Annotated in this window: 15 protein-coding genes and 7 tRNA genes; 9 read left to right on the top strand and 13 right to left on the bottom strand. The window is 60.5% G+C overall.

The features are described 5' to 3' along the window. Positions 1–720: 720 nt before the first annotated feature. The 4 genes from ASD52_RS21725 (at position 721) to tig (ending at position 4,349) form a co-directional block, all read left to right on the top strand. A complete protein-coding gene (locus tag ASD52_RS21725) occupies positions 721–1,830 on the top strand; it encodes a DUF2157 domain-containing protein (RefSeq protein WP_057205027.1) in 1,110 nt (369 codons plus the stop codon). Beyond that, entirely contained in the window at positions 1,827–2,420 is a 594-nt protein-coding gene (locus ASD52_RS21720) for a GDYXXLXY domain-containing protein (RefSeq protein ID WP_025426870.1), read from the top strand. Before ASD52_RS21725 ends, ASD52_RS21720 begins: the two co-directional genes overlap by 4 nt. Before the next feature lie 186 nt (positions 2,421–2,606). After that, positions 2,607–2,691 (top strand) — tRNA-Leu (locus tag ASD52_RS21715). A gap of 179 nt (positions 2,692–2,870) precedes the next feature. Continuing rightward, positions 2,871–4,349: a trigger factor gene (gene tig, locus ASD52_RS21710; RefSeq protein WP_025426871.1), complete on the top strand. Its 1,479-nt coding sequence runs from the start codon at positions 2,871–2,873 to the stop codon at positions 4,347–4,349. Positions 4,350–4,455: 106 nt separating this feature from the next. Here the strand turns inward: tig and ASD52_RS21705 are convergent, their stop codons facing one another. Both ASD52_RS21705 and sthA read right to left on the bottom strand, forming a co-directional pair. Then, positions 4,456–5,265, bottom strand: a complete 810-nt coding sequence (locus tag ASD52_RS21705; protein ID WP_025426872.1) for an endonuclease/exonuclease/phosphatase family protein — start codon at positions 5,263–5,265, stop codon at positions 4,456–4,458. Between the two features lie 186 nt (positions 5,266–5,451). Further along, entirely contained in the window at positions 5,452–6,858 is a 1,407-nt protein-coding gene (sthA, locus tag ASD52_RS21700) for a Si-specific NAD(P)(+) transhydrogenase (RefSeq protein ID WP_025426873.1), read from the bottom strand. A gap of 202 nt (positions 6,859–7,060) precedes the next feature. On the opposite strand from sthA, the gene ASD52_RS21695 reads away from it, so the two are divergent. Then, positions 7,061–8,104 (top strand): magnesium and cobalt transport protein CorA, encoded by a 1,044-nt coding sequence (locus ASD52_RS21695; protein WP_025426874.1) that lies wholly within the window; start codon positions 7,061–7,063, stop codon positions 8,102–8,104. 107 nt (positions 8,105–8,211) lie between these two features. Here ASD52_RS21695 and radC read toward each other — a convergent pair whose 3' ends face one another. From radC to phaC, 4 genes are all read right to left on the bottom strand, one after another. Further along, positions 8,212–9,003 (bottom strand): DNA repair protein RadC, encoded by a 792-nt coding sequence (gene radC, locus ASD52_RS21690; protein WP_057225486.1) that lies wholly within the window; start codon positions 9,001–9,003, stop codon positions 8,212–8,214. Then, positions 9,000–9,839, bottom strand: a complete 840-nt coding sequence (gene map, locus ASD52_RS21685) for a type I methionyl aminopeptidase (RefSeq protein WP_057205024.1) — start codon at positions 9,837–9,839, stop codon at positions 9,000–9,002. The genes radC and map overlap by 4 nt, the downstream gene beginning before the upstream one ends. Positions 9,840–10,068: 229 nt before the next feature. Then, positions 10,069–10,800 carry a DNA/RNA nuclease SfsA gene (gene sfsA / locus ASD52_RS21680; protein ID WP_025426877.1) on the bottom strand — a complete coding sequence of 244 codons (732 nt, stop codon included), beginning with the start codon at positions 10,798–10,800 and terminating at the stop codon, positions 10,069–10,071. 18 nt (positions 10,801–10,818) lie between these two features. Then, on the bottom strand, positions 10,819–12,660 hold the full coding sequence (gene phaC, locus ASD52_RS21675) for a poly(3-hydroxyalkanoate) polymerase subunit PhaC (protein ID WP_025426878.1): 1,842 nt from the start codon (positions 12,658–12,660) through the stop codon (positions 10,819–10,821). Between the two features lie 109 nt (positions 12,661–12,769). Here phaC and ASD52_RS21670 point away from each other — a divergent pair, with 109 nt between their 5' ends. From ASD52_RS21670 to recJ, 4 genes are all read left to right on the top strand, one after another. Continuing rightward, entirely contained in the window at positions 12,770–13,078 is a 309-nt protein-coding gene (locus tag ASD52_RS21670; protein ID WP_025426879.1) for a hypothetical protein, read from the top strand. Between the two features lie 124 nt (positions 13,079–13,202). Continuing rightward, on the top strand, positions 13,203–14,420 hold the full coding sequence (locus ASD52_RS21665) for an LL-diaminopimelate aminotransferase (RefSeq protein WP_025426880.1): 1,218 nt from the start codon (positions 13,203–13,205) through the stop codon (positions 14,418–14,420). An 83-nt stretch (positions 14,421–14,503) separates the two neighbouring features. Continuing rightward, positions 14,504–15,826 carry a homoserine dehydrogenase gene (locus tag ASD52_RS21660; RefSeq protein ID WP_025426881.1) on the top strand — a complete coding sequence of 441 codons (1,323 nt, stop codon included), beginning with the start codon at positions 14,504–14,506 and terminating at the stop codon, positions 15,824–15,826. A gap of 126 nt (positions 15,827–15,952) precedes the next feature. Beyond that, entirely contained in the window at positions 15,953–17,755 is a 1,803-nt protein-coding gene (gene recJ, locus ASD52_RS21655) for a single-stranded-DNA-specific exonuclease RecJ (protein WP_057205021.1), read from the top strand. Positions 17,756–17,962: 207 nt separating this feature from the next. Here recJ and ASD52_RS21650 read toward each other — a convergent pair. The 7 genes from ASD52_RS21650 to ASD52_RS21620 form a co-directional block, all read right to left on the bottom strand. Next, a tRNA-Glu gene (locus ASD52_RS21650) sits at positions 17,963–18,037 on the bottom strand. 153 nt (positions 18,038–18,190) lie between these two features. Next, positions 18,191–18,265, bottom strand: a tRNA-Glu gene (locus ASD52_RS21645). A gap of 197 nt (positions 18,266–18,462) precedes the next feature. Next, a tRNA-Glu gene (locus ASD52_RS21640) sits at positions 18,463–18,537 on the bottom strand. A 37-nt stretch (positions 18,538–18,574) separates the two neighbouring features. Further along, a tRNA-Glu gene (locus tag ASD52_RS21635) sits at positions 18,575–18,649 on the bottom strand. A 209-nt stretch (positions 18,650–18,858) separates the two neighbouring features. Then, positions 18,859–18,933 (bottom strand) — tRNA-Glu (locus tag ASD52_RS21630). Positions 18,934–18,947: 14 nt separating this feature from the next. Continuing rightward, positions 18,948–19,020 (bottom strand) — tRNA-Glu (locus tag ASD52_RS21625). Positions 19,021–19,156: 136 nt separating this feature from the next. Next, positions 19,157–20,566 carry a YcbK family protein gene (locus ASD52_RS21620; protein WP_057214177.1) on the bottom strand — a complete coding sequence of 470 codons (1,410 nt, stop codon included), beginning with the start codon at positions 20,564–20,566 and terminating at the stop codon, positions 19,157–19,159. Between the last annotated feature and the right edge of the window lie 340 nt (positions 20,567–20,906).

The following is a 20,906-nucleotide window of genomic DNA, read 5'->3' as shown; positions in this document are numbered from 1 at the left end:
TGGCTGAATCAAACAACGCCCGCTGGGGGAGGAGATCCAGCGAGCGTCGTTTTATTCTGATCGGCAACTGGGAGGAGGAGTGCTGCCAATCCAAATCGAGGGGCGCTGGGAGGAGGAGTGCGCCGCCCCGATCGATGAGTTGAAGGTACTTCAGTCTGCCGAATTTGGGTAGATCAGTTACCTCATGGCACCTATGCATGCGGCGCATACCTCGATGTGAAGTCGACAGATATCTGCGCAAATATTGTGCAATTGCTTCGCTTGGTCGCGATGGATGAAAAACGGGGGGGCTGAAAAGAAATAACGCCCGCTGGGGGAGGAGGTCCAGCGAGCGTCATTGAAGGTGATTGGCAACTGGGAGGAGGAGTGTTGCCAATCGTATCGGAGGGGCGCTGGGAGGAGGAGTGCGCCGCTCCGAATTCCATCGAACTTTCGTCCGGGTCTTTCCCGGCACTCCGGGGCGGTTGACCATTGCCGCTAGCGTCCGCTTGGCTGTTTGCCTTCGTTCGCTTCTGATGATTTGAATATAGGGTGTTTAAATCGATTTGTGCAGTGCAATATCCGCATGGAAGATATGCGCATTGCGCAAGCCGTCAGATCCTGGCGGACCAACGTCTGGTCCGAGCGATCGAATGGTTGTGTTTTTCCGCCATTGCGTGATTAGGTAAGCGCCTCGGTTTTTGTCTTCAAGGGCAGGGCCGCCGAAGGAGGTGGGGCAGCATGTATCGCGGTCGTCTGGAAAAGGACTTCAAGCATTGGGTTGGCATGGGGCTTCTGCCGGAGGCTTCCGCGCGACAGATGCTTGCGGAGTATGATGGTCGCGAATCCACCTTTCGGGCGGGGCGTGTTCTGCTGGTGCTCGCCGCCCTGCTGCTGTCGGCCTCCGTCCTGCTGCTTGTCGCGGCCAATTGGGAAGCACTGCCGCGTCTTGCCCGCCTGATCGGTATTGTCGCCTTGATCTGGGGCTTTCATCTTGCCGGTGCGTTGCTTCTCCGGCGAGGCAATGGCGGCCTGGCCGCGGCGGCTCTGGTGCTGGCGGCGATGTCGTTTGGTGCCGGCATTGCCCTGGTCGGGCAGATGTATCATCTCTCGGGTGATGCAGCCGATGCGATCCTGCTCTGGATCGCCGGCGCTTGCGTGACGGCGCTCGCCTTTCGATCGGCGGCTGTCACAACAGTGTGCGGCGGGCTGGCCTGGGCCTATTTCCTGACGTTGCTGTCGGAGGGCGGTCTTGGCGATATCGTCGAATGGCAGACCTGGCTCGTCCCGGCGCTCGCCATCCTCGTGGTCATTCTGGTGCGTGTGACGGATGCAGGTCGCGCGCGGCACCTCGCCTATCTTCTCGTCACGGGATGGCTGATTTGGCTCTATATCGAGAACTCGTCCTTGGGTTTTGCCGGCACGCTGGCAGGCGGCGGCATTGTCGCCTTCCTTGCGGCAGCCATGCCGGGCTCGCCGCTTCGCCCCATCGCGCTTGAAGCCGGCTCCGCGCCCGCATTCTATTCCTTCGCCTTGGCACTCATCGGTTTCTCGGTGCTGCAGTTTGAAGCTGACGGTTTGACCAGTGAAGTGGCCGCCGGCGCGGCCGTGCTCATCGTCGCTCTGCTTGGGATCGCACTTGCCGGCGCGCAGAACGGGGCAGTGCGTTACCTCGGTTATGCGGCGTTTGCTGGTGAACTTCTCTATCTCGCATTCGAGACGCTGGGCTCAATGCTCGGAACCTCGGGCTTCTTCCTGATTTCCGGCCTGCTGGTGGCGGCGATCGCCTGGCTGGTGATCCGGATCGAAGGGCGCCTGATGCGGACGCGACGCGAGGAGGTTTCGCCATGACTGGTCTCTCGCCAAAGCGTCGCTGGTTGCCGCCGCTCATCGCCGCGCTGATTGCCGCCGTCCTTCAGACGGCAGCGCTTGGCTACATGGTCGAAAGCCGGGCTTCGATCCTGCGCAACGGCAAGGAAGTCCTGCTGAAGACCGTGCCGGTTGATCCGAGGGATCTGCTGCGCGGCGACTACGTCATCCTGAGCTATGACATTTCCTGGCTGCCGCCGGCACTTTTCAAGGACGGATTGCCGACGGCGCCGGCGGAAGCGACGGTTTTCGTGCGTCTGGCAAAACAACCGGACGGCTTCTGGGGTGCGGCGCAAGCGTCCTTCAAGCCCCTTGCGCCGACGGATGACAGTGTCGTGCTTCAATCGCAACCGTTCACCTATTACCCTTCGTCGAGTGAAAACCCGTCATCGATAAACGTCGCATATGGCATCGAGCGATTCTATGTTCCGGAGGGCGAGGGCCGGGTGCTGGAGCAAGCGCGCAATGCCGAGGCGCTTTCGGTCAATGTTCGCGTCAATAATGCGGGGCGCGCACAGATAAGGCAGATCGCCGTCGAAGGCACGCCTGTCTACGAAGAGACGCTCTATTGACCGCTTGCTGCGGGATCGGATCGATCTGTCGTGGGTAACCGCATTTTCCCTTTGATCCCGCGAAAACGAGTGATATAGAGACGCCGCGCTCGGGAAAGCCCTGAACCTCAGCATGCCCATTCTATCTGCGGTATTTCCGTTGGTTGGTCTTGCGGGAATACGATCAGGCGGTGCGATTGTCTGAACGCGGGTATGGTGAAATTGGTAGACACGCCAGATTTAGGTTCTGGTGCCGCAAGGCGTGGGAGTTCAAGTCTCTCTACCCGCACCAAGACAAGCATCGCGCCAAAAGTCCGGATTCTGCTATGATGAAGGGGGCTGGAGTGCCATTTTGCTTGCAAAACGGTTACGGAACTGCGTAAAGCCACTCCCGGCAAATGGATCGGCTCACGTGCTCGCCAGACCTTTCTAAGGGGAAGAGCACAGTCAACGTGAAATGAAGGTTTGAACATGCAGGTTATCGAAACGCTCGCTCAAGGGCTGAAGCGCGAACTCAAGGTCGTTATCCCGGCCAAGGACATGGAAGCTCGGATGAACGAGCGTCTGGCCGAAGTGAAGGACCGTGTGAAGATCAACGGCTTCCGGCCGGGCAAGGTGCCGTTCGCGCATCTGAAGAAGGTCTATGGCAAGTCGATCATGGCAGATCTCGTCAACGAGATCGTCCGCGAAAAGCCGACCGAGATCCTTTCGGGCCGTGGCGAGAAGTCGGCGACCCAGCCGGAAATCGCGATGACCGAGGACGAGTCCGAAGCCGACAAGATCCTCAACGCTGAGGCTGACCTCGAGTTCACCGTCGCTTACGAAATCATCCCGGCGATCGAACTCAAGGACGTCAGCGGCATCAAGGTGACGCGCGAAGTCGTCGAGATCGCCGAAGACGAAGTCAACGAGCAGATCCTGCGTATCGCTGAAAGCGCTCGCACCTACGAATCGAAGAAGGGCAAGGCCGCCAACGGCGACCGCGTCACCATCGACTACCTCGGCAAGGTTGACGGCGAAGCCTTCGACGGCGGCAAGGACGAAGACGCAGAACTCGTTCTCGGCTCCAACCGCTTCATCCCGGGCTTCGAAGAGCAGCTCGTCGGCGTCAAGGCTGGCGACGAGAAGACCATCACCGTGACGTTCCCGGCCGATTACCCGGCAGCGAACCTCGCTGGCAAGGAAGCCACCTTCGACATCACCGTCAAGGACGTTGCTTCGGCCCAGGACATCGAAATCAACGACGAACTGGCCACCAAGCTCGGCCTCGAATCGGCTGACAAGCTGAAGGAAATCGTTCGCGGCCAGATCGAGAGCCAGTACGGCTCGCTGACCCGCCAGAAGGTGAAGCGTCAGATCCTCGACCAGCTCGACGAACTCTACCAGTTCGATACGCCGGAGCGCCTCGTCGAAGCCGAATTCGAAAACATCTGGCGTCAGATCAACACCGATCTGCAGCAGGCCGGCAAGACCTTCGCTGACGAAGAAACCACCGAAGAAGAAGCACGCGCCGAATACCGCAAGCTCGCTGAGCGTCGCGTTCGCCTCGGCCTCGTTCTCTCGGAAATCGGCGAAAAGGCCGGCGTTCAGGTCAGCGACGACGAACTGCAGCGTTCGCTGTTCGAACAGCTCCGCCAGTTCCCGGGCCAGGAAAAGCAGATCCTCGACTACTTCAAGAACACGCCTGGTGCCGCCGCTTCGCTGCGCGCTCCGCTGTTCGAAGAGAAGGTTGTCGATCACCTGCTCTCCGAGATCTCGGTAACCGACAAGACGGTTTCCAAGGAAGAGCTGACGGCTGACGACGAAGAAACCGAAGGCAAGGCTGCCAAGAAGGCTCCGGCCAAGAAGAAGGCCGCTGCCAAGGCTGACGCCGCTGAAGGCGAAGAAGCCGCTGCTCCGAAGAAGAAGGCTCCGGCCAAGAAAAAGGCTGCTGACGACAGCGCCGAGTAATCACTTCTTCGATTGCTTACAAATTGAGGCCCTGCCGTTTACGGCGGGGCCTTTTCTGTTGGGGAAATGTTTGTCGTGCGTGGTGGGTGCACAGAGACGTTTTGCTTTACCGAAGATCGAGCAGCAACGCCCGGTGATCCGAGACTTCCGGTTGTTCGACAACGTCGAAGCTGATGACATCGACATCCGGCGTGGCCAGCATGTAATCGGCGTAACGCCCTGATTTGCCGTAGTGCGATGTGCGTGTATCCGTGTGACCTCGACCGGTGACGAGATCGGACAGGCCGAGACTGCCGAGCGCCGCAAAGGTTGCGCTTTCAGGCAGGACATTGAAATCGCCGCAGACGACGAGCCTTTCGTTTCCGGGCCAAATGCGGCCGATAAGTTGTACCAGCGCATCCGCCTGCGCCTGCCGCTCCGGCGTGTCGCCCTTGCCGTTCGTGGTCCGCAGGCCGTGCATCTGCGCGATGGTTATGGAAAAGCCATGCTCATAGTTGAAGAGGCGGAGGCAGTGGGCATTTCGGGCGCGCGGATGTTCGCCCCAACCGTCGGGCGAAAACTCGCCATGGACGAAATCGAGCGCCTGGCCGATGACGGGAAAGGATTTGCGCACGAATGTCGCCAATCCGAATTCGGAATGGACCATACGATCGCCATCGGAAAGCTCGCCTCTCGACGTCGGGCAGAAATACCCGTCATGATCAGGCAGGGCTGCGCAGATCTCGTCGAAGAGATTGGCGCGCTGCGGCAGCTCGACATCGCGATCGCGGTAAAGGAGCCACTCTGACCTCGTCTCCGGAGAGCGCACGACCTCCTGCAGACACAGGATGTCTGCGTTGACTTCGACAAGATACGGTATCAGCGGCGCATGCAGCTTGCCGCCCCAGGCATTCAGGGAGAGGATGCGTAGTGCCATGCTCAATCGCTCGCCAAAACACGGCCCGACGATGCGCAGCATATTCGGGCCGTATGCGTGAAAACGAAGCCCAGGCCGATCACTTGATGCCGTTCTCAAGTGGCCGGATTTGGCGACGTCAGGGCGGCGAGGCTATCTGATTCGCGGCGGTTTGTTCGGGGCCGACCTGGCCGGCCTCGCGGCATTTTAAGCCGTCGGCTTGATCTCGCCCATGCGGTTCCAGGCGTCGAGGCCGGCAATCTTGTAGGCTTCGGCAAGCGTCGGATAGTTGAACGTGTTCTCGACAAAGTACTCGACGGTGCCCTTGAGGTTCAGCACGGCCTGGCCGATATGAACCAGCTCGGTCGCGCCTTCACCGAGGATGTGCACGCCGAGCAGGCGGCGCGTCTTTAGCGAAAAGATCATCTTCAAAAGACCGGAGTCGAGCCCCATGATGTGGCCGCGCGAGGTTTCGCGAAAGCGCGCAATGCCGCATTCATAGGCAATGCCGCGCTCCTTGACCTCCTCTTCTGAAAGGCCGCAGGTGGAGATTTCCGGAACGGCATAGATGCCGTAAGGGAAGTATTTTTGCGGCTCCATGGCGATGGCGCCGACTGCGACGCGAGCAGCAATGCGTCCCTGTTCCATCGAAGTCGAGGCAAGGCTCGGGAAGCCGACCACGTCGCCGGCGGCGTAGATGTTGGGCACTGAGGTCTGGAAGGTTTCGGGATTGACCTTGAGCCGACCGCGGCTGTCGGCTTCGAGCCCGGCGGCCGGAAGATTGAGCGTGTCGGTCGCGCCCATGCGGCCGGCGGCAAAGAGCACCATGTCGGTCACGATCCTGCGGCCGTTGTCGAGCGTCAGCAGAACCTTACCATCGTCGAGCCGTTCGACCTTTTCCGCCTTCTGCCCGAGATGGAGTTTCATGTTGCGGTCGCGCAATTGATAGGTGAAGTCCTCGACAATCTCCTTGTCGATGAAGTCGAGCATCGTCGTCTTCGGGTCGATCACCGTCACTTGCGTGTCTAGCGCACTGAATATCGTCGCATATTCGATGCCGACGACGCCGGCGCCGATCACCACGAGCGAGCGCGGCAACTGCGAGATATCGAGCAGCTCGTCGCTGTCGAGCACGGTCTTGCCGTCGAAGGGCATGTAGTCCGGACGGAATGGCTTCGTGCCGACGGCAAGCATGATGCTGGTCGCCGAAACGAGCAAAGTCTCGCCGTCGTCCTTGACCACTTCAAGCGTGGTCTGATCGACGAAACTTGCCTTGCCGCGCATCTGCTGCACGCGGTTGCGGGCAAACTGGTGTTCGAGAACCTCAACCTCATGATTGAGGGTGATGATCAGTCGCTGGCGCAGATCCTCGGCGCTGATCTCCTCCTTGACGCGGTAAGAGCGGCCGTAAAAGCCGCGTTCGCGCCAACCCGAGAGATTGAGCGCCGTTTCGCGCAGGGTCTTCGACGGGATCGTGCCCGTGTGCACGGAAACGCCGCCGACGCGTTTGCCCTGTTCGATGACGAGAACCTTCTTGCCGAGCTTGGCGGCCTGGATGGCGCCACGGCGGCCGGCGGGTCCGCTTCCGACGACGATGAGATCGAACTGGTTCATGGGCATTTCCGTAAAAAAGGAAGAATCGTTGTGCGCTGCGAAAAGTCTCGCTCGCATGCGTCTATATCGTCAATCGCACAGTTTGATGAAGTGGTTTTCGTCTTTGAAACCTGTTGGGTGCGAATATGACGAAATACGCGTATGCTCGATGACCCAATAGCATACCGGTGCATGGAATTCATGCGGGCATGGGAGGTCTTCTATGGCGTTCGACCTGATGAACGAGCCAAGCTCGGACTATTCGCGCACCACGGAACCGCCGCATGGGGAGGACAGGCAGGGCGTGATCGCCGCTGCGGTCTACGAAAACGGCGTGCGCATCCAGGACATTCAGGTGGAAGATGCGAGCAAATGGCGAAACCGCCCGAATGCCGTCATCTGGATCGGTCTCCATGAACCGGATGCTGCGTTGCTTCGCCAGGTGCAGCGCGAGTTCGATCTGCATGACCTGGCGATCGAAGACGCCTGCAAGGCGCATCAACGTCCTAAACTTGAGATCTATGGCGATTCGATTTTCGTCGTTGCCCGCACCGCTCATATGGTCGGAGTCGAAATCGCGTTCGGCGAAACGCATCTCTTCGTCGGGCGCGGCTACGTCGTCTCGGTTCGCCACGGCGCCTCGACCTCCTATATGGCCGTGCGGCAGCGATGCGAAGCGTCACCCGCTGCCCTTGCTCATGGTGAGAACTATATCCTGTATTCGATCCTCGATTTCATCGTCGACAATTACATGCCGGTAATCGAGGCCATTCACGAGGAAGTCGAACGGCTCGAGGATCGTCTGCTTCGCCAACGGCTGGAGAAGGCGGATATCGAACGGCTCTATCTGCTCCGGCGCAACCTGCTCAGGCTTCGCAATGCCGCCGTGCCGCTGGTCGATGTCTGCCGGCGGCACGAGCATATCGATCTGCCCGGCATGGAGGCGGCACTGCAACCGCTGTTTCGCGATGTGACCGACCATGTCCGCCGCGTGCAGGAAGATATCGATGCGTTGCGCGAGGTTCTGGCCTTCACCTTTGAAGCCAGCTTGATGATCGGCCAATCCGAGCAGACGGAGATCTCCCGCAAGCTTGCCTCCTGGGCAGCTATCCTTGCAGTGCCGACGGCAATTGCCGGTATCTACGGGATGAACTTCGACGACATGCCGGAGCTTAAATTCCGCTACGGTTATTTCGTGGTGCTGGCCGTGATCATCGGGCTCTGCCTGACGCTGTATCGCTTCTTCCGCCGCGCCCGATGGCTTTGATTGCAAAGCCCGGCGGCTAGAGCATTTCCAGGAAAAGTGCGAAGCGGTTTTCCATCAGGAAATGCGTAAAAAAGCGTTTGTGCGATTCCGTCCAAATCGGAAACGCTCTAGAAGAGGCGCAGCCCCTTCAGGCTTACATGGCCGTCCTTGCCGATGATGATGTGATCGTGCACCGCAATGCCGAGCGGCTTGGCTGTCTCGACGATCAGCTTGGTCATGTCGATATCCGCCCGCGACGGCGTGGGGTCGCCTGAGGGGTGATTATGCGCAAGGATGATCGCGGTTGCCGACAATTCGAGTGCGCGCTTGACGACCTCGCGCGGATAGACAGGCGTGTGGTCGATCGTGCCCGTCTGCTGGACCTCGTCGGCAATCAACGCATTACGCTTGTCGAGGAATAATATCCGGAATTGCTCCTTGGTCTCATAGGCCATAGCCGCGTGGCAATATTCGATCACCGCCGACCAGGACGAGAGAATGTGCTTCTTGCGCAGGTCACTCTTCAGCGTTCGGTGCCCGATCGTCGAGACGAGCTTCAGGTCGAGCGCGACCGATTCGCCAACACCCTTGACCTCCTGCAGCAACGGGAGCGGTGCGCCGAATACACCGGCAAGCGTGCCAAAGCGCGTCAGCAGCGCCTTGGCAATCGGCTTGGTATCCTTGCGCGGGATAAGCCGGAACAGCAGCATTTCGAGGAGTTCGTAGTCGGCAAGCGCGGCGTCGCCGTGCTCGCGATACCGTGTTCGCAGCCGATCACGGTGGCCAAGATAGTGCGCCTCGACCGCCTGAGCTGCCGCGTCTGAGACATGCGCGTCCTGCGGCTGCAGAGCCGCAAAAAACGACCGTTCGTCCGCCGGCTGCGTCGCATCGCCTGCGGATGAGCGGGAGTTTTTCTTCATGCGGCGCCCATGGCGGCCATGTCAGGCTTGAAGAGGCCGGCCGGCGAGAGCGTGAAGATCTCGCAGCCATCAGCCGTGACGCCGACCGTATGCTCGTACTGCGCCGAGAGAGAACGGTCGCGTGTTACCGCCGTCCAGCCATCGGCAAGCACCTTCACGTGCGGGCGACCGAGATTGATCATCGGCTCGATGGTGAAGATCATGCCTTCGCGCAGTTCCGGCCCCTCGTTGGCGCGGCCGTAATGCAGGATGTTGGGAGCGTCGTGGAAAAGCCGGCCGACGCCGTGTCCGCAGAAGTCGCGTACGACCGAGCACCGTTCGGCTTCGGCATAGGCCTGGATGGCTTCGCCGATCGCGCCGGTGCGGGCGCCAGGACGCACGGCGGCAATGCCGCGCATCAGGCACTCATGCGTCACGTCGAGAAGCCGCTCGGCGGCACGTTTGATCTCGCCGACCGGATACATGCGGCTGGAATCGCCGTGCCAGCCATCGATCACATAGGTCACGTCGATATTGACGATATCGCCGTCGCGAAGCGGCTTGTCGTTCGGAATACCGTGGCAGACAACGTGGTTGATCGAGGTGCAGGACGACTTGGTATAGCCGCGGTAGTTCAGCGTTGCCGGAAGCGCGCCGTTGTCCATGCCGAACTCGAAGACGAAGCGGTCGATCTCCTCGGTCGTCACCCCGGGCCGAACGCGCGACACCAGTTCGTCGAGGCAACGCGCCGTCACCTGACAGGCCTTGCGCATACCTTCGAACCCCTCCGGTCCGTAGAGGCGGATGACGCCGGTGTTCTTATAGGGCGCGGACCCTGCCTCGATGTAAGTCACCATTCCAGAACTTTCAGTTGTTTCCTGTCGAATTTCATAATCCAGCAGGGGCAGCCTCGTCCACTGCCGTGCACCTTGAGGGACTGATATAGGGCGCAGCGCACAGTATTTCGCAGCCGCGATCTTCCGCTAAGCAGATCGGCAAGCCTAACGCGGATCAATGCCTGCGCCTATCCGTAGAATGTTGCAGGTTGCTAAGGGTTGGCGATGCCGTGCGTGCCAAATCGGTAACTCAGGCGAAGTTGCGAATAGCGCTGGCACCTGCCTCATCGATTGCGATCAAGCCGATCGGTGCTATCTCGGAGGGCGATACCAGGCATTTCACCGCATAGGCCTCGACACCTCTGGTCATGGCACGATCGAAGGCAGCGGCATATACAGGGTCGTAGTCGCGGCAGATCTGCAGGTGATCGCAATCGCTGCGCTGCACTAGGTAGACCATGATCGCGCGATGGCCGGCTTCGACCATGTCTCCCAGTTCTTCGAGGTGCTTGGCGCCACGTGCAGTCGGGCTGTCGGGAAACTCGGCCACGCCAGGGTTGCGACTGAAATGCACATTCTTCACCTCGACATAGGCAAGACCGCGCAGGCTGTCGCTCAAGAGAATGTCGATTCGCGAATTGCGCCCGTATTTCTGCTCGCGGGCGAGGTTCTCGTAGAGATGAAGGTCGGCGACAAGTCCGAGCCGAATGGCCTCTTCCGCCAGACGGTTGGGCAGGCCGGTGTTGATGCCGACCAGCGTACCATCCGCCTCGACGATTTCGAGCATCTGCCGGTACTTGCGCGTCGGGCTATCATGCTCCGACATCCAGATGCGCGAACCCGGCGTCGTCAGTCCGCGCATCGACCCGGTGTTGGGGCATGAGCCGGTCAATGCCGTACCATCGGCGAGGAGAGCGTCGAATAGAAAGCGTTTGTAGCGCTGCACGAGCGTGGCGGGCACGAGTGGCCGATCGAAAATCAAGATCTGTTCACACTTTGGTCAGGCGCGGGCGCGCACATAGGAGCCGGGCGCCTCTTCCAGCGTGTTGAGCGTGCCGCCGGGCTTGCGCGCGGGCACGCGCTTCTTGTCCAGCTTTTCGATCCACTGATGCCAGTGCGGCCACCAGGACCCGGGGGTCTCCGTGGCCGTTTTGACCCAATCGTCGAACTCTCCCTTGGGAGGACCGCCGGTCCAGAACTGGTACTTGCCCTTGTCCGGTGGGTTCACGACGCCGGCGATGTGGCCCGAGCCGGAAAGCACGTATGTGACCTTGCCACCGAAGGAGGAACTGCCGAGGAAAACGGAGCGCGGCGGAGCGATATGGTCTTCCTTGGTTGCCAGGTTGTAGATCGGGATCTTGACGTCACCCAGCGATACCTGCTTGCCGGCCAGCATCATCTCGCCCTTCGACAGACGGTTTTCCAGGTAGCAGTTGCGCAGGTAGAACGAATGGTTGGCCGCCGGCATCCGGGTCGAATCGGAATTCCAGTAGAGCAGGTCGAAGGGCAGGGGCTCCTGCCCCTTGAGGTAGTTGTTGACGAAGTAGGGCCAGATCAGTTCGGAGGCGCGCAGCATGTTGAACGCGGTCGCCATTTTCGAGCCGTCGAGATAGCCGGCCACCCGCATGTTGGCTTCCATCTGGCTGATCTGGTCTTCGTCGACGAAGACCTTGAGATCACCGGCGTGAGTGAAGTCGACCTGGGTGGTAAACAGCGTTGCCGAGCGGATGCGCTCGTCGCCCTCTGCGGCATGGAGCGCCAGTGTTGCGGCCAATAGCGTTCCACCGACGCAATAGCCGATGGCATTCACGTCCCGTTCGCCGGTCGCCTGTTCGACGGTGTCGAGCGCAAAGCCGATGCCTTCGCGGGCATAGGCTTCCCAATCCTTGGCCGCATGCCGCTCGTCCGGATTGACCCAGGAGATGACGAACACCGTGTGTCCCTGATCGACCGCCCACTTGATGTAGGATTTCTGCGGGTTGAGGTCGAGCACGTAGAACTTGTTGATCCAGGGCGGGCAGATCAACAGCGGACGCTTGAGCACCGTTTCCGTCGAGGCCTCGTACTGGATCACCTGGCAGACGTCGCTCTGCGCGACCACCTTGCCGGGGGTGATCGCGATGTTTTCGCCGATCGCGAATTTGCTGGTATCGGTCTGGCGCATCCTGAGATCGCCGCGACCGGCCACCACGTCCTCGGCAAACATTTGCATGCCCTTGACGAGATTGGCGCCGCTCGTCGCAACCGTTTCCCGGTAGAGCTGAGGGTTGGTGGTGACGAAATTGGTCGGAGAGAGCGCACTCGAAATCTGCCTGACGTAAAAGGCAGCCTTGTGTTTGGTGTGGTCGTCCAGCCCTTCCGCGTCGCGCACCATCTTGTCAGCCCAGTCCGACGTGATGAAATAGGCCTGCCGGACGAAATCGAAGAACGGGTTTTTTACCCAGTCCTCGTCGGCGAAGCGCTTGTCGGTGCGCTGCAAGCTCACGGGATCGGTGGCGACAACATCACCGGACATGCGATGCAAGGTTCGAGACCACATCTCGAAGAAACTGCCCATCAGATGGGTCTGGGCTTCGAGCGTCCGGCGTGGATCGGAAAGCCAATACTCGGAAACCCTGGAGAGGGTTTTGACCATGTCGGTGACAGGTTCGGAGAAGACGTCGGATTTTTCGCCGGTTTCGCGCGGCGCAAGCCAGGCTGAGGCCGCCTTGCCGAGCTGCTCCATTGCGCGGGCAAGGTTGACCGCGAGGCCTTCGGGATCCTTGACGATGTAGGGTTCAACGGACTTCGGGTCGAAGCCAGCAAAGCCGTCCTTGCCTTCGGCATTCCTGTCTGCTGTCACCCGGTTTCCTCCACAGCATCTTGTTTGTTTTGTATTTTTACATTCTGCCCGAAAATGATTACAAGGGCTAGCGCATCGTCGCGCCACGAAAACAGAGGTCTTTGCCAGTATGCTCGCCGTCGGAAAACAGCGCTCCATCACCTGGGTTGCCGGGATCATTCTCCTCGGCACGCTTGCGGGCTGCAACAGCCAGAAGACCGATTTCGAAAATTATCCCTCCGTCTACGGCCAGAAGCCTGCGGCAACGCAGCAGATGACCAATCAGGAAGCCGCCGATATGCAGGCGCGGCTGTCCGCGCTCGGTGCCGCGCGCAAATCCGGCTCCATCTCCGAAGCGGAGTATCAGCGTCGCATGAAGGAAATGCGAAAGCTTGCCGAAGACCACGGCTCCGACACGTTGAAACAGATCACGAATTAGCACTTGCGTTTCAGGTGATTTGGACGCAAAGCGTTCAATGGCCGCAATGACGGCCGTTCACCAAAGCGCATGTTTTCGCGACGGCCAACCGCTGGCGGATACGTGCGCCAAACGAGGTTTGGAGATGGAAGAGTTTCACAAAGTCCGGCGTTTGCCGCCTTATGTTTTCGAACAGGTCAACCGTTTGAAAGCAAGCGCGCGAGCGGCCGGTGCTGACATCATCGACCTCGGCATGGGCAATCCGGATCTTCCCACTCCGCAGTCGATTGTCGACAAGCTCTGCGAGGCCGTTCAGGACCCGCGCACGCATCGTTATTCGTCGTCGAAGGGCATTCCCGGGCTGCGTCGTGCCCAGGCCGCCTATTACGCCCGCCGCTTCGGCGTCAAACTGAACCCGGACACGCAGGTCGTCGCCACCCTTGGCTCCAAGGAAGGCTTTGCCAACATGGCTCAGGCGATCACCGCGCCGGGCGACGTGATCCTGTGCCCTAATCCGACCTATCCGATCCATGCCTTCGGCTTTCTGATGGCCGGTGGCGTCATCCGCTCGATCTCGGTCGAGCCGGACGACACATTCTTCGGGCCGCTGGAGCGCGCCGTTCGCCATTCGATCCCGAAGCCGCTGGCGCTGATCCTCAATTACCCGTCGAACCCGACGGCGCAGGTTGCGACGCTCGATTTCTATAAGGAAGTCGTGGCATTCGCGAAGAAGCACGACATCATCGTCTTGTCGGATCTGGCCTATTCGGAAATCTACTTCAACGATGCGCCGCCACCATCCGTGCTCGAGGTGCCGGGCGCGATCGACATCGCGGTCGAGTTCACCTCGATGTCGAAGACGTTTTCCATGCCCGGTTGGCGCATGGGCTTTGCCGTCGGCAACGAGCGGTTGATCGCGGCGCTGACGCGCGTGAAGTCTTATCTCGACTATGGTGCGTTCACGCCGATCCAGGTTGCCGCCACCCAGGCACTTAACGGTGACGGCAGCGACATCGCCGAGGTCCGCAACATCTACAAGCGCCGTCGCGACGTGATGGTCGAAAGCTTCGGCAAGGCCGGCTTCGACGTGCCGCCGCCGGCAGCCACGATGTTTGCCTGGGCCAAGATCCCGGAGAAGTTCCGTCATCTCGGATCGCTCGAATTCTCAAAGCTGCTTGTAGAGAAGGCCGATGTGGCCGTAGCGCCGGGCATCGGCTTCGGCGAGCAGGGTGACGACTATGTGCGTCTGGCGCTCGTCGAAAACGAGCACCGCATTCGTCAGGCGGCACGCAATATCAAGAAGTTCCTGTCCACGGCTGACGAGACGATGCACAACGTCATCTCGCTCAACGCGCATCGGTAAAAGACGGGGGCGTGCCAGGCGCGCGCCCCTACCGCAACGGCCCCGCCGTTCTGGCGGGGACCCTCACATGTTAGGAAATGGCTATGGCAGATGCCCTCAAAATTGGCATTGCGGGCTTGGGTACCGTCGGTGCCTCGCTCGTGCGAATCCTCCAGGATCGTCACGAGATGCTGGCAACGACATGTGGCAGGGCAATCGAAATTACAGCCGTAACGGCGCGTGACCGCTCCAGGGATCGTGGAGTCGATCTGTCGAAGACCACCTGGTTCGACGATGCCGTCTCGCTCGCTGCCAATGCCGATATCGATGTCTTCATCGAATTGATGGGCGGTTCCGGCGACCCGGCCTATGCTGCGGTCAAGACGGCGCTCGGCCGTGGTATCCATGTCGTCACCGCCAACAAGGCGTTGCTGGCAGCACATGGCATCGAGCTTGCGGCCATTGCCGAGAACAACGGCGCGCTGCTCAACTACGAAGCTGCCGTTGCTGGCGGCATTCCCGTCATCAAGGCGCTGCGCGAATCCATGACCGGCAACACGATCTCGCGCGTCTACGGGATCATGAACGGCACCTGCAACTACATCCTGACGAAGATGGAGAAGGAGGGTCTGTCCTTCGAGGCCTGCCTGAAGGAAGCCCAGAGGCTCGGCTATGCTGAGGCCGACCCGGCCTTCGACATCGAAGGCAACGATACCGCCCACAAGCTATCGATCCTGACGAGCCTTGCCTTCGGCACGGCGATTGCGGCCGACGACATCTATCTCGAAGGCATCACCAATATCTCCATCGACGATATCAATGCCGCGGCCGATCTCGGATACCGGATCAAGCTTCTCGGGGTCGCCCAGCGCACCGAAAGCGGCATCGAGCAGCGCGTACATCCAACGATGGTTCCCTATGATTCGGTGATCGCTCAGGTCGATGGCGTCACCAATGCGGTCGCGATCGAATCCGATATTCTCGGCGAGCTGCTGATGGTCGGTCCGGGTGCCGGCGGCAACGCGACGGCGTCGGCCGTTCTCGGCGACGTCGCCGATATCGCCAAGAGCCGCCCTGGCGCCCAGCATGTGCCCGCATTTGGTCGTCCGACCAATGCGCTGCTGCCTTACAAGCGCGCGCAGATCCAGAGCCACGAAGGCGGCTACTTCATCCGCCTGAAGGTCGTCGATCGCACAGGCGTCTTTGCGAGCATTGCTTCGCGCATGGCCGAAAACGGCATTTCGCTGGAATCGATCATGCAGCATTCCAAGCACCCGAAGGAATCGGACGAGCCGCAGACGATCATTTTGGTGACGCACGCGACCGCCGAGCATTCGGTGCGCGATGCGATCGTCGCGATCAAGAGCGAGGGCTATCTGGTCGGCGAGCCGCAGGTGATCCGCATCGAGCGGCCGAAGGCAGCCTAGCTCAAGGTGCAAAGCTGTTGAGAACGGGCCCCATCGACCATTGGCGTCGGTGGGGCCTTTTTCATGCCGGGTTTTGCGTGCGCGCATTGTTCGCTAATAACGAAGAGATTGAGGCAGGTGGACAGCATGGAAGAACCGGTAGACCCGATACAGCGAGCTTTTCTGGGCGTCGAGCGATCGATCAGCGGTCAGCGCTGGGTCTCTCGTCTCGACCAGGCCGGGCAGAACCGCGCGCTGGCGATCAGCCAGGTTCATGGCTATTCCGATCTCATTGGACGCGTGCTGGCCGGCCGTGGCGTTTCGCTCGACGATGCCGCGACCTTCCTCGACCCGACGCTTCGCTCGCTGATGCCGGACCCCGACACCTTGACCGACTGCCGCAAAGCGGCAGAGCGCCTGTCGCTGGCAATATCCAGGCGCGAGAAGGTAGTGGTCTTCGGCGACTACGACGTCGATGGCGCTGCATCCTCGGCGCTGATGGCGCGCTTCCTCGAACATTTCGGGCTCGAGGTCGAGATCTACATCCCCGATCGCATCTTTGAAGGCTATGGCCCCAACCCACAGGCGATCGAACAGTTGATCGATAACGGGGCCAGGCTCATCGTCACCGTCGACTGTGGCTCGACCAGCCATGAATCGCTCGCTGTCGCGGCCCAACGCGGTATCGACGTCGTCGTCATCGACCATCACCAGGTCGGCTCGACGTTGCCGCCATGCCATGCACTGGTCAATCCCAACCGCGAGGACGATCTCTCCGGCCAGGGGCACCTTTGCGCTGCCGGCGTCGTCTATCTCGTTCTCGTCAATGCCGTGCGGGTGCTGCGCGCCGCTGGTGATGCGCGCGTTGGGACTTTCGATCTACTGGCGCAACTCGATCTCGTGGCACTCGCAACCGTTTGTGATGTGGTGCCGCTGAAGGGGCTCAATCGCGCCTATGTGGTCAAGGGGCTGATTGCAGCCCGGCATATGGGCAATGTCGGGCTGGCCGCGCTGTTGCGCAAGGCGGCGATCGGCGGTCCCGTGACGCCATATCATCTCGGCTTTCTGGTCGGGCCACGCATCAATGCGGGCGGGCGCATCGGGGACGCGGCGCTTGGCAGCCGCCTGTTGACGATGGACGATAGTGCTGCGGCTGAAACGATTGCGGCACGGCTCGACGAGCTCAACCGCGAGCGGCAGGCGATGGAAGCGGCGATGTTGGCCGAGGCCGAGGCCGAGGTTCTGGCTGAGTACGGCACGGGCGAGGGCGCCTCCGTCATTGTGACGGCGCGGGAGAACTGGCACCCCGGTATCGTCGGGCTGATCGCGGCGAGAATAAAAGAGAAATTCCGTCGCCCGACCTTTGCCATTGCCTTCGATCCGAATGGTCGCGGCACCGGATCGGGTCGGTCGATTGCTGGTTTCGACATGGGAAAGATGGTTCGTGCCGCCGTCGACGGCGGATTGTTGGTGAAAGGCGGCGGCCACGCCATGGCCGCAGGCCTGACGGTCGAGCGGGCAAAGCTCGGCCGGTTGCGCCAATTCTTTGAGGAGAAGGCTGAAGCAGCCGTGCGGGACCTCGTTGCGGTGCAGACGCTGAAGGTGGACGGCGCGCTCGGCGCGTCTGGCGCAACGCTGGAACTGATCGATCTGCTGGAGCAGGCCGGCCCCTACGGCTCCGCCCATCCGCAGCCGGTCTTCGCCTTCCCCCTGCATCGGCTGCGCGACTGCCGCCAGGTTGGAGCCAACCACATCAAGGTGACCCTCGAAGGGCAAGACGGCAGCCGCCTCGAAGGTATCGCCTTTCGGGCCGTGGAGACGCCGCTCGGCGACTTCCTGTTCGCCAGCCGTGGCGCATCCATTCATGTTGCGGGTTCGGTTTCGGCCGATCTTTGGCAAGGCCAGCGGCGCGTGCAGTTGCGTGTAAGCGACGCTGCCAAGGCAATGTAGCCGGCAGCCTGAATCTATATTCCGTCAAGCTCTGCGGTGCCGCTTGGAATGCATGACTATCTGCCGGGATCGAGTCCAGTCATCTCCTGTGAACCTGCGTCAGAGACGGGGCAGAAGTACTCCGCGCCACGGGACGGAGCATGACTATTTTTGGTCCTGCGAAGACGTGCAGGCCGAACATCAACAATGTCGAGGGGAAGGTCACAGTGGCACGCCCTAGGGGAGTCGAACCCCTCTTCCCAGAATGAAAATCTGGTGTCCTAACCGATAGACGAAGGGCGCACTTGCTGTGTGGGCGTCTTATAGTCAGCNATGGCCCGGCTATTGCCGGCACCTGATGTTCCGATTCCCATCTTCCTCGAACGGAAGTCGCAGGAGGAGACGCGCCTTCCACTCACCATTTTGATTTTGGAGGATCGATGGAGGGGATCACAGTGGCACGCCCTAGGGGAGTCGAACCCCTCTTCCCAGAATGAAAATCTGGTGTCCTAACCGATAGACGAAGGGCGCACTTGCTGTGTGGGCGTCTTATAGTCAGCGCTTTTGCCGGCTGCAAGCGCTAATGTCAGGATTTTTGAGGTTTTTCTGGGGAAAATGCAGGAAAAATCAACGGCTAAGAACATGGCGCAGATGCCTGAAGCCGAGGGGCATGGGTCGATGCAATCGGCGCCAAAACGGAAACGAATGTGCTGGGGAGGGGATCACAGTGGCACGCCCTAGGGGAGTCGAACCCCTCTTCCCAGAATGAAAATCTGGTGTCCTAACCGATAGACGAAGGGCGCACTTGCTGTGTGGGCGTCTTATAGTCAGNGGTCACAGTGGCACGCCCTAGGGGAGTCGAACCCCTCTTCCCAGAATGAAAATCTGGTGTCCTAACCGATAGACGAAGGGCGCACTTGCTGTGTGGGCGCCTTATAGGCAGCGCCTTTGCAGACTGCAAGCGTGAATCTGAAAATTCGTGTGCTTTTCCCGTGAAAAAGAAACGGAAAAATCTGCACCCGTTCGGCGTGCATGTGCGCATCGCATATTCGAGCGCACGCTGAATTCTCGGCAAGAAACTGCCGATCACCAATAACAAAATCATCTGAAGGGGAGGGTCACAGTGGCACGCCCTAGGGGAGTCGAACCCCTCTTCCCAGAATGAAAATCTGGTGTCCTAACCGATAGACGAAGGGCGCACTTGCTGTGTGGGCGNCGCCCTAGGGGAGTCGAACCCCTCTTCCCAGAATGAAAATCTGGTGTCCTAACCGATAGACGAAGGGCGCACTTGCTGTGTGGGCGTCTTATAGTCAGGCGATTTGATTACCGCAAGCGGCAATTTTCATTTTTCTGTAAAAAATGCAAAAGCCGGAAAAGATGGACGGATCCTGCGGATTAGCTCATGGAAACAAGGGCTTGCCTTCAGCCCTTGCCGCGGCGGCAGCGCCAGTTCCAATCGCGCTGGGCGCCGATGTCGATATGAACCGATTCCGTGTGGCAGTAGGTTCCAACGCCACCGCGCCCGGGAATGCTGCGCAGGAAATCTGCCAACTCCCACTTGCTGACGCCCTTCACCTGGATGTCTGCCGCCTCGCAGCGCGTATGGAGGGATTGCTTTGCGCGGTTGACCTTGATCGGGCGCAGGCCCGAAGTCACCATCACTTGGCGGCCGTAATGCGTTTCAACCTGTTTGAGCATCTGCATCAGCTCCGGCTTGAAGCAGCCGGCCTCGACCTTTTCGGTCTGCAGGATAAGGCCGCTTGGTGCCAGACGGGCCAAGCCGGAAAGGGAGGCGACCTGAACCGGTGCGTCCTCTTCGTCCGCCGCGTGGTCTTCATGCGCCACGCTGAACAGCGGGCTCATCTTGACGCCGGGCAGGCCCTGATAGGCGAGCGAGGCCATCTGCGGCTGGCTGGCGTTGCTGGTGGTGATGGTTTTTTTCTCAGCCGGCTGCGCTGCGCGCGCCGTTTCCTGCTGCTGTTTCTCCTTGCGTTTTCCCGCAAACAGGCTCGCAAGCGTCCAGGTCTTCGGTACTTCCTTGGAGCCGCTTTCGCTGGCCTTGGCGTTCGGCGTGGCCGTGGCGGCCTGGGTCGCCACGTCTGTTGCCGCCTGCGCCTGCTCAACAGCTTGTACGGGCTGAAGCACGCGCGATGTCTTGCCGCCGAGGGCGGCTTGCGCGCTCAAGGGCAGCGGTACCGAGGCGGGAAGAGTAGCGCCTTCCGGGGCGGCATAGGCCATCACTGCTGTATCGGACGGGGCGCCGGAAGTCTCATTCGATGCGCCTTGCTGCGGCTGGATGATCGGCTGGGGTTGCGGCTGAGGCTGAGGCTGAGGCTGAGGCTGGATTTGCCCCTGTCCTTGGCTGCCGCTGAAGAGGCTGTTCGTCGTTGCGTTCATGCTCGGCTGGGCAGCGCCTGTGGCCGGGACGGAGCCCGTCGCCTGCGGCTGTGCGCCCGCCATCGCCGCTTGACCGGCCGCGGCCGGAGCCTGGCCATAGATGCTCGATGAGGCCGCACGCAGGCCCGTGCTCTGCATGGTCAGCGGCCCACCCTGTTGCGCGGGGGCCTGACCCGGCGCGAGAGCGCTATTGCCTTGGGATGCCTGCGGGTTGCTGCCAACCGCCGACACTTGAGCGTCGCGAACGGTCGCGCCGGTCTGGGGCGAATCGGCGACCTGCAGAGCGTCTTGCGCTTCCTCTACCTTCAACGCATTTGCTGCTTCGCTATCAGCGACGGCAGACACGCAGCCGCTCAACGCGAACAGCGAAACGGATATCGCGGCTGCGCGGCTGAAAGTTGCCAGCAGCGCTCCCCTTGTTTCCCGATGTTGCAACGTCCTATCCCCGCTCTCCGTGCATGATCGGCGAGATCGTCGCCTTTCCATGCATTAAGTCTCAGTTCCGAAACATCGCCCAGAACAAACAAACACGAATTTCGCGCGGCGACCAATCGGATCGCCGCGGGAAGGATTAGGCCAAATACAGTTAGGGGCGTCGCCACGAGACATCGCGGATAGAACCCCGTATCAACGTTTCGCGCGGAAAGTTACTGAACGATACGTGATTTGTAAACTGGCGCTAACCTTGAGCCCACATGCGCCAAGCATGCGAAGGCCCGGTGTCGATGCCGGGCCCCGGATCATTCGTCAATTCAACGGATCCGCGACTCGACTG

This window comes from Ensifer sp. Root142, from assembly GCF_001426785.1.
Lineage (GTDB): Bacteria > Pseudomonadota > Alphaproteobacteria > Rhizobiales > Rhizobiaceae > Ensifer > Ensifer canadensis.
Note: the sequence above shows the minus strand (reverse complement) of the source record. Positions and strands in the feature narration are given on the sequence as shown.